The 7,970-nt window shown below is 57.8% G+C and carries 8 protein-coding genes and 1 tRNA gene; 4 read left to right on the top strand and 5 right to left on the bottom strand.

All coding sequences use genetic code 11. The features are described from left to right. The 3 genes from K1X75_05885 to K1X75_05875 form a co-directional block, all read right to left on the bottom strand. Window positions 1-425: penicillin acylase family protein (locus tag K1X75_05885; GenBank protein ID MBX7057577.1), on the bottom strand; the 425-nt coding region annotated here is incomplete at its 3' end. 182 nt (window positions 426-607) lie between these two features. Beyond that, window positions 608-1,666, bottom strand: coding sequence for a 3-deoxy-7-phosphoheptulonate synthase (locus K1X75_05880; protein MBX7057576.1), 1,059 nt, complete (start codon window positions 1,664-1,666; stop codon window positions 608-610). Continuing rightward, entirely contained in the window at window positions 1,635-1,853 is a 219-nt protein-coding gene (locus K1X75_05875; protein ID MBX7057575.1) for a hypothetical protein, read from the bottom strand. The genes K1X75_05880 and K1X75_05875 overlap by 32 nt, the downstream gene beginning before the upstream one ends. A 195-nt stretch (window positions 1,854-2,048) precedes the next feature. Here K1X75_05875 and K1X75_05870 point away from each other — a divergent pair, with 195 nt between their 5' ends. Continuing rightward, window positions 2,049-2,459, top strand: a complete 411-nt coding sequence (locus K1X75_05870) for a hypothetical protein (protein ID MBX7057574.1) — start codon at window positions 2,049-2,051, stop codon at window positions 2,457-2,459. Between the two features lie 180 nt (window positions 2,460-2,639). Here K1X75_05870 and K1X75_05865 read toward each other — a convergent pair. After that, window positions 2,640-2,712: transfer RNA gene (locus tag K1X75_05865), tRNA-Thr, on the bottom strand. Between the two features lie 94 nt (window positions 2,713-2,806). Next, entirely contained in the window at window positions 2,807-4,891 is a 2,085-nt protein-coding gene (locus K1X75_05860) for a (Fe-S)-binding protein (protein MBX7057573.1), read from the bottom strand. Window positions 4,892-5,255: 364 nt separating this feature from the next. On the opposite strand from K1X75_05860, the gene K1X75_05855 reads away from it, so the two are divergent. From K1X75_05855 to K1X75_05845, 3 genes are read left to right on the top strand one after another with little or no spacing between them, the layout of a single operon-like run. Beyond that, a complete protein-coding gene (locus tag K1X75_05855) occupies window positions 5,256-6,344 on the top strand; it encodes a CofH family radical SAM protein (protein MBX7057572.1) in 1,089 nt (362 codons plus the stop codon). Between the two features lie 20 nt (window positions 6,345-6,364). Then, the gene (locus tag K1X75_05850) at window positions 6,365-7,339 is read left to right on the top strand and encodes a hypothetical protein (GenBank protein MBX7057571.1); all 975 of its coding nucleotides are present in this window, start codon (window positions 6,365-6,367) and stop codon (window positions 7,337-7,339) included. A gap of 4 nt (window positions 7,340-7,343) precedes the next feature. Then, a complete protein-coding gene (locus tag K1X75_05845; protein ID MBX7057570.1) occupies window positions 7,344-7,769 on the top strand; it encodes an EVE domain-containing protein in 426 nt (141 codons plus the stop codon). The last annotated feature ends 201 nt before the right edge of the window (window positions 7,770-7,970 follow it).

The following is a 7,970-nucleotide window of genomic DNA, read 5'->3' as shown; positions in this document are numbered from 1 at the left end:
CTCCAGCGTTTCGCGGCCATTTCCGCTTTCGTATGCTCTACCATCCCTTCGCCTCCGCTGATTTTGGAGGCGGACTGTAGCACGTCACGAAAAGGAGCGCAAGGCGCGGAAAAATGAGCGCTTACTCCCCGAGCAGCTCTTCGGCCAGCTTCCATGGACCACAGACGATCCTGTGCAGTAACAAAGCCCTGCGCCAGGAACAGATCGTGGCTGTTCTGCGCTTGAATGTGCGGGATACCGCTGGCGTCGCGCGCGACATGCACCGGTGCAATCAAGCCCGGAAGCTGTATTTGGCCGCTGCGTTTGGGAAGCGCCGGGCGAACTACAAAGAGATAGGCAAAGAGCGGAGCAAGCAACAGCGCCGCCGGCACAATCGCAACCGCGTAGATCCAGCGCCTCGTGGTCCGGGGAAGGCGAATTGCCATCACGTATCTCCTCGACTCAGTTCGGATACGAATCAGAGCCAGGGCTGAACCTGACAGTCAGCAACGGAGCGGTCAAGTTCCTTGCTTGCAATTGGGCATGGCGCTGATCTACGCAGCCGCTCTGGCGGGCGGCCTCTCAGCAGGCGCAAACTCAATCCACTCTGGCGGTTGCCAGAATGGATTCAAGACTGGCGACGCTTGCTGACTGCAGCTGCCAGTTCGCCAAGCAGCGTTTCCGTTTCTTCTATAGAGATACAGGCGTCGGTGATGGATTTTCCATACTCCAGCGCTGCCAGCGGAGCTTCCTTCTGGTTTCCTTCTTTCAAATGGCTTTCCAGCATAATGCCAACGATTGTCCTTTTTCCGCCGGAAATCTGGGCGGCGATGTCGCGGGCCGCCTGCGCTTGACGACGGAAATCCTTCTGTGAATTGCCATGGCTGCAGTCCACAACCAAACCGCTGCGCAGCGAAGCCTCGGTTAGCGCCTGCACTGCTTTGTCGACGTGGGCCGCATCGAAGTTTGGCCCATCGGTTGCGCCGCGCAAAATCAGATGGCCATAGGGATTGCCGGTGGTGTGGACAATGGCGGCAACGCTCTGCTTTGTGATCGATAGAAAATGATGCGGCGTCTGGGCGGCATGTATGGCATCGATGGCGATGCGCACATTGCCGGAAGTGCCATTCTTGAAACCGACGGCCATCGACAGGCCCGAGGCCAGCTCGCGATGCACCTGGCTTTCTGTGGTGCGAGCGCCGATCGCGCCCCAGCTTACACAGTCCGCAATAAATTGTGGACTGATGGTGTCCAAAAACTCGCAGCCCACTGGCAGGCCCATGGAAATCAGGTCGGTCAGCAGCTTACGCGCCAGATGAAGGCCCTCGTTGATCTTAAACGAGTTGTCAATATGCGGATCATTGATCAGGCCCTTCCAGCCGGATCGCGTGCGCGGTTTTTCAAAGTAGACGCGCATCAGTATCTCCAGATCCGCGCTCAATTGCTTGCGCAATGGCAGCAGTCTGGCGGCGTACTCGCGCGCTGCAGCCGGGTCGTGGATCGAGCAAGGGCCGACTACCGCCAGCAGGCGGTCGTCCTCGCCAGTCAGAATGCGATTTACGCTCTCGCGCGAAGTAGCCACCAGCGCCGAACCGGCATCGGATAGCGGCAATTCCTCAATCAAGATGGCCGGCGGGATCAGCGGCTTGATAGCCTCAATGCGCAAGTCGTCGGTCTTCATCATCATAGCTTTCAAGCGCCCTCAAGCCAGATCCGCTGACGCTGCGCTGGCGCCGACCGCTTTTCCGTTTCTGGCGCGGCTGCAGCGCCAGAGCGGGGATGCCCCTTGCAATCTCTCGGCGATAGGCAAGCCCCTGGCCGTAGAGCTTCCCCTCCTGGAAATTGATTCCCAGGATTCGGCGGGAACGGGCCACGCTGGATGCCCGACCGATTTGCGCCAGACTGTGCCTTCGAAACCCAGTTGCCGCAGCGAGAACTAGAAGGGGCCCGACCAACTGGTTCGCCATGATTCGCGCAGGCCAGCGTCGCGGCCACAGGCATCACGTATCAGCGACCAATTGCGCAACTGCCTCGAGTGCGTGCTGAATACCTGGCGACAAGTGCGATGGTTGTCGTTCGCAAACGAAACGGCAAACTGGAGCGGCGAGGGAAACGTTCGAAGGCTTGATAGCGGTCTGACGCAGTATAGAGCGCTTTCTTTCAGCTCCGCCGGGGTCGCACAGCTTCTGCCAACGCCCGCGCCGACCGCCTATGCTCTCGATGTCCCCGGTCTGGCGGTCGTCGTCAACCCGATCGGCTCCAGCAGCGTACGCACCATGGCATTTGCGGGCATCGGCAATTGTGATCTGAATGGAAACTACAATGTTATTCAGACCGCAACGAACGGAGCGGGTCAGATGGTTTTCGGTACAGCCAGCGTTAGCGGGAGTTCCAGCGCCGTCGTTGCCTTCCGTCAGGATCCTTCGATCAACTACGATCACCATTCCCAGTCTGGCAAATGGATTGGGCGCCGCGACTAATAGCGCTTCGCAGAATATGGGCTTTGCCGTGATGAATTACGGAGGGAAGCTGGTAATGATCGCCAATGCCTGCTCCAGCGGCGCAGCCTGCAGCGGAGCCTCAGCATCAAAGGGCACAGCGGTCTTCGCGGAGCGCTGAGTGAAGTGCAGCGCCAGTGCGCACCGGCAGTCCGGATCGTGAGCCCTCAGCCAGATTCGAACTGGCGACCCCTTCATTACGAGTGAAGTGCTCTACCAACTGAGCTATGAGGGCAATGGATCCGGTCGGACCTTCGATGGCCCGACTCTGACCACTTGCCAGAAGCAAGCCGCCAGAGCAAGTCCGTTCGAAGGAGTGGCAGCGGTGCTCAGTGATGATGGCCGCTGATGGCCGACTCCTTGCTTGCAAAGCCGCCGCTGACTGCTCCGCTTCCACCCTTCATGGTCGATGCGACTAGCTCGGCAACGTCGAGCACCTTGACGTCTTCATCGAGGCCTTTGGCTTTCACGCCATCGGTAATCATCACGTTGCAGAAGGGGCAAGCCGTGGCGATCGTGTCCGCCCCGGTATCGAGCAGCTGTTCGGTGCGCTTGATATTAACGCGCTCGTAGTGCTCTTCCATCCACATCTGAGCTCCGCCGGCGCCACAGCAGAGGCTGGTGCGATGGTGGTCGCCCGGCTCCGCAAGGTCTGCGCCAACGGCGGCCTTCACCAGATTGCGCGGCTCGTCAAAGATCTCGTTGTATCGACCCAGGTAGCAGGAATCGTGAAATACCGCACGACGATCGCTCATCTTTTCCACTTCGCTGGCATCCATCTCAACTTTGCCCGTGCGGACCAGATCATCGATAAAGTCCGAATGGTGTTGCACTTCGTAGTTTCCACCCAGCTGCGGGTACTCGTTCTTCAGAGTGTTGTAGCAGTGCGGGCAGGCCGTGACAATTTTCTTCACGCCGTAGCGATTGAGCGTTTCGATGTTCGTCTGGGCCAGCGTCTGATAAAGATACTCGTTGCCCCCGCGGCGTGCGCTGTCGCCCGTGCAATTCTCCTCTGTCCCCAGGATGCCAAAGTTCACTTTTGCCTGCTGCATGATCTGCACAAAGGAGCGCGCAATGCGCTTGTTGCGATCATCGAAGGAAGCAGCGCAACCGACCCAGTAAAGTACATCTACTTTGGAATCCTCGGCCAGAGTTTTGACGCCAAGATCGGAGCACCAATCGGCCCTGGTATGGGCGCCCATGCCCCAGGGGTTCGATTGGTTTTCCATATTATTGAAGGCGTTCTGCAATTCTGCGGGGAATCGGCTTTCCACAAGCACCAGGTTGCGACGCATCTCCATAATGGCTTCAAGCTGATTGTTGCCCACCGGGCAGGCTTCCACGCAGGCGTAGCAAGAGGTGCAACCCCAGAGCTCTTCTTCACTGATATACGCGCCGCCGACTACTGGCGATGCAGCCGGTCCTTCTTCTGCGCTGGCAGCCATGATCGCGCCGGCGTGCTCAATGGTTGCATGTTTCACATCGACCATGATTTTCTTGGGGTCGAGCGGCTTGCCCGTGCGGTTGGCCGGGCACTGCACAGTGCAACGGCCGCATTCAATGCAGGAGAGACCGTCCAGCAAGCTGGTCCAGCCCAGTTCGCTTACGTTGCCTGCGCCGTAGACGGCGCTGTTTTCCAGATCCATCAGGCGTAATGCGCCGCGCGGCGTGTTGCGAATCAGCAGGAAGTTGATTGGCGCAAAAATCAAGTGCGAGTGCTTCGATAGAGGAACAAAAACCATGAAGCTGTAGACCGTTGCAATGTGCACCCACCAGCCAAAGGAGCGCAGCGCTTCGGCTTCAGCCACAGTCGTCATCCCGAGGCCGTGCAACAGCGCCAGAACCATCGACTGCACCCAGTTGTGAGCGCCGCCTTCCAGCGAGGCTTGCGTTGCAGCGCTGATCAGGGTTGAGGTCATCAGCGTGCCAATCAGCAGCAGAACAATGGCGCTCTGCGCCGATGGGATGTCCAGGCCCGTAGCGCGTCGCAGCCAGCGACGGTAAGCAAAGTAGCCTAATCCCAGTAAGACCAGCAGCGAGAAGTGGTTCACTATGCCTTCATAGATAGCGGTTCCAGAGCCGATCGCCAGAGCAAAGAGCGCCAGAAATTCCACAAGCAACAGCGATAGAAAGAACCATTGGATCCCGGCATTGGTGCGCCAGTAATTGCGCTTACCGAGCTTGAGCTTGCTCATTGCCAGAACAGTCAAACCGATCAACGCGATCAGGCCGGCAAAAATGGCGGCGGTCTGCAATCCGCTGAAGCTGAAGCCCAACCAGATGTAATCAGTGAGATAGAAGCGGTAGGGGTCCAGCCCGCTGGACCGGAAGAGCGCCCAAACGTTGCCAGCGATCATCTGACTGGTCGTATGCACGAGATAGGAGATAAATCCGTAGAATATGAAAGCGTGCATGAGCCCGCGGAGCGGATGCTTGAATAGTTTGTACTGGAATACTACATTTAACAAGAAGGAGCGCAGTCGAGCGCCCCATGGGGCCAGCGGCTCTGTCGATTGGCCCCTTGCGACCAGTTTCAGGCGCGAATAGATGGCCCAGGCAAAGAAGGCGTTAGCCGCCAGGAATACCGCAAGGTGCAGCAGGTTCGCCAGAATGTCGGCGCTTGCGAACATATAGGATACGCTCCTCGTTGGATGCGGCATGCGACCGGAGCCGCGCGCCGGGCCGGCTATCGCCTGACCGGGAAACAGGCTCGCGAGGGGGAAGCGGTTCGTCCAGAAAAAAGCTGTCCTGGACCCTCCCTGCAACAAGTTTTGACCGATGGCGATTCTGGGTCCGCACAGGACGGACGCAATTCTGGAAAAGGCGCTCGCCGGCGAGCGGCTTACGCCGGCTGAGGCCTTGCGACTCTACCAGGAGGGCGATCATCTGCGCATTGCCGCCGTAGCCAGGGAACTCCGCGGTCGGCGTGTAGATCCGCGTACCGCAAGCTACACCATGTTTCGCGTGGTGAATTATACAAATCTGTGCAATGTTGACTGCGCCTTTTGCAGTTTTATGGAAGGCTATGGCTCCTCGCGCGGCTATACGCTGACCGCCGAGCAGGTCGTCGCCAAGATGCGCGAGGCCCTTGAATTTGGGGCGGATCAGATGTTTCTACAGGGCGGCGTCAATGAACAGCTGCCGTTTGACTACTATCTGGATCTCATTGCGGCCGTTAAGGAGCAGATTGGACCGCAGATCCATGTGCGCGCATTCAGCCCCGTTGAATTGGAGGCTCTGGAACGGATCTCTGGACTTGAATTGAGACAGGTTCTCAGGCGGCTGAAGCAAGCTGGCATGAACTCCGTGCCGGGCGCCGGCGCCGAGATACTGACTGACCGAATGCGCCAGATCCTCTCTCCGAAAAAGTCGGACGTCGCCGGCTGGGTGCGAGTGATGCGCACCTGCCATGAAGAGGGTCTGCCAGGCAGCGCGAACATTGTCGTTGGCTCGGAAGAGACTGAAGAAGAGATCATTGAACATCTGCGCGTAGTCCGCGACCTGCAGGATGAAACCGGCGGTTTCAAAGCCTTCATTCCGTGGACCTTCCAGCCGCAAACGAAGAAGTTCAAAGTCCGTCCGGTAGCAGCGACGGAATACATCAAGCTGCTGGGACTGTGCCGTATCTTTCTCGATAACATAGATCATATCGAAACTTCGCTGATGGTGCTTGGCCCGGGCATTGGTTGCCTGGCGCTGCACGCCGGCGCCGACGATATGTCCTCGGTTGTAATTGAAGAGAATGTGCTGAAGAGCTTTGGCCTGAAAAGCGAAGCTCGGGCGCGCGCCTTCCTCGAGGAAAGCGGCTTTGTCGCCCGGCGTCGCAGCTTGCTCTACGAATACCTGGACTCAGCTGCGATGGTCTGAAGGCAGCTGGGAGGCGCCTGATGGCAGAGAACGATCGGCCCGATTGGGAAAAACGCAGCTTCAATCCCTACAGTAGCAACGGCGCTTCGGTGACGGTCGCGGCGCCCGAGGCCGCTGGCATCGGTCTTGGCGAGCATGAGCTCAATTTTAGCGAAATCCTGAGCCGCACGATGCAGGTTCTGCGCTACTCGTGGCGCGAATTTGCTGCAGGCATTGTAGCAATCGGATTGGTAGTTGGCATTGCCTACTGGCTGGTGTTTCGCACTATCATGGCGGAATTTTTCCAGCTTCTTGAACAGATGAAGGAGTTTCAGCCCGAACCCGGACGGGATGAGGAGGGACTGCAGCTATTCCTGGAAAAGATCGGCGCCGCGATGCTTCCCTGGGCGTCCTATCTTGCCGCTCTGCTGCTGCTATACGCAATTGTGGTGGCGCCTTTTATGCTCTTTGTTACGGCGCGCAGCGACCAGGCGCTCAATGGCAGACGCCTTCCGCTCATGGAAACGGTTCAGGCCTGCTTTTTGGCACTGCCCCGCTACCTGGTTGTCCGTCTGGCAGCCAGTATGCTGACCTCCCTGGGATTCCTGCTCTGTATTTTTCCGGGCGCTGCGCTGATGGTTATCCTGGGCTTTTTACCGCAAACGGCCATGCTTGCTCAACGCGGACTTGGCGGAATTGGCGAGTGCTTTCGAATTATGAGTTTCTCGCGCGTGGTCAAGGCATTTGGCGTCTACCTTGTGGTCTACGCCATCGTCTATTCGATTTCGACTGTTTTGACCATGCCCTTTACTTTTCTGATGACGGCATCGATGAGCGCCAATCCCGCTTCGGCCGGACCTAATTCGCTGGCAACGCTGATTCAACTTTTTACCGGCCCGACGATGATGGGGATGTTGATTGTTACATATGTTGTACAACAAGCAATGTTCGTAGTCTTCGAAACGGGAGCGACGGTAATGTATCGCAGCTTTAGCCAGCATCCAGGTCGAAGGTAGCATTTTGAAATACTGGATCCTGAAATCGGAGCCGGAGGAGTACTCCATCCAGGACTTGCTGCGCGATGGCGAGGTGCGCTGGGATGGCATCCGCAACTACCAGGCGCGGAACTTTTTGCGCTCCATGCAACTCGGCGACATTGCCGTCTTCTATCATTCGGGAAAAGAGCGCGCTTGCGTTGGCGAGGCCGAAGTTGTCAGCCAGGCCTATCCTGATCCAGCAGACGAGAGCTGGTCGGCAGTTCAGCTGCGCGGTCTCGGACTGTATGCGAGCGCAGTGAAACTGGCAACGCTGAAGGCGCTGGAGCTATTCGGGGATTGCCTGCTGGTACGCCATTCGCGACTTTCTGTTTCTCCGCTCAGCGCAGCTCAGTATCGAAAACTGGCGCAACTGGCGGGGAGCCGCGTCAAGAGTCCTGGGCGTCGCTGAGGCGCTCGATTCCCGAACTCTGGCCCGTAGAATATATGATACCTGGATGCATCTTTTGATCGGACACCAGGGTTTTTACTAAAAAATTGAACCTTTTCTACCCGAACAGCAACGTTTTCGATCGTCCCTTATCCAAACCAGGCCGCTGCGGTGCGGCAGGATAAGCGCCCGGACATCCTGATCGCAGGCGCCCAGGATTCA

The sequence above is a fragment of the Leptospirales bacterium genome, from assembly GCA_019694655.1.
Classification (GTDB): Bacteria; Spirochaetota; Leptospiria; order Leptospirales; family Leptonemataceae; genus SSF53.
The sequence above is the reverse complement of the archived record's forward strand: the minus strand, read 5'-3'. Positions and strand labels throughout refer to the sequence as shown.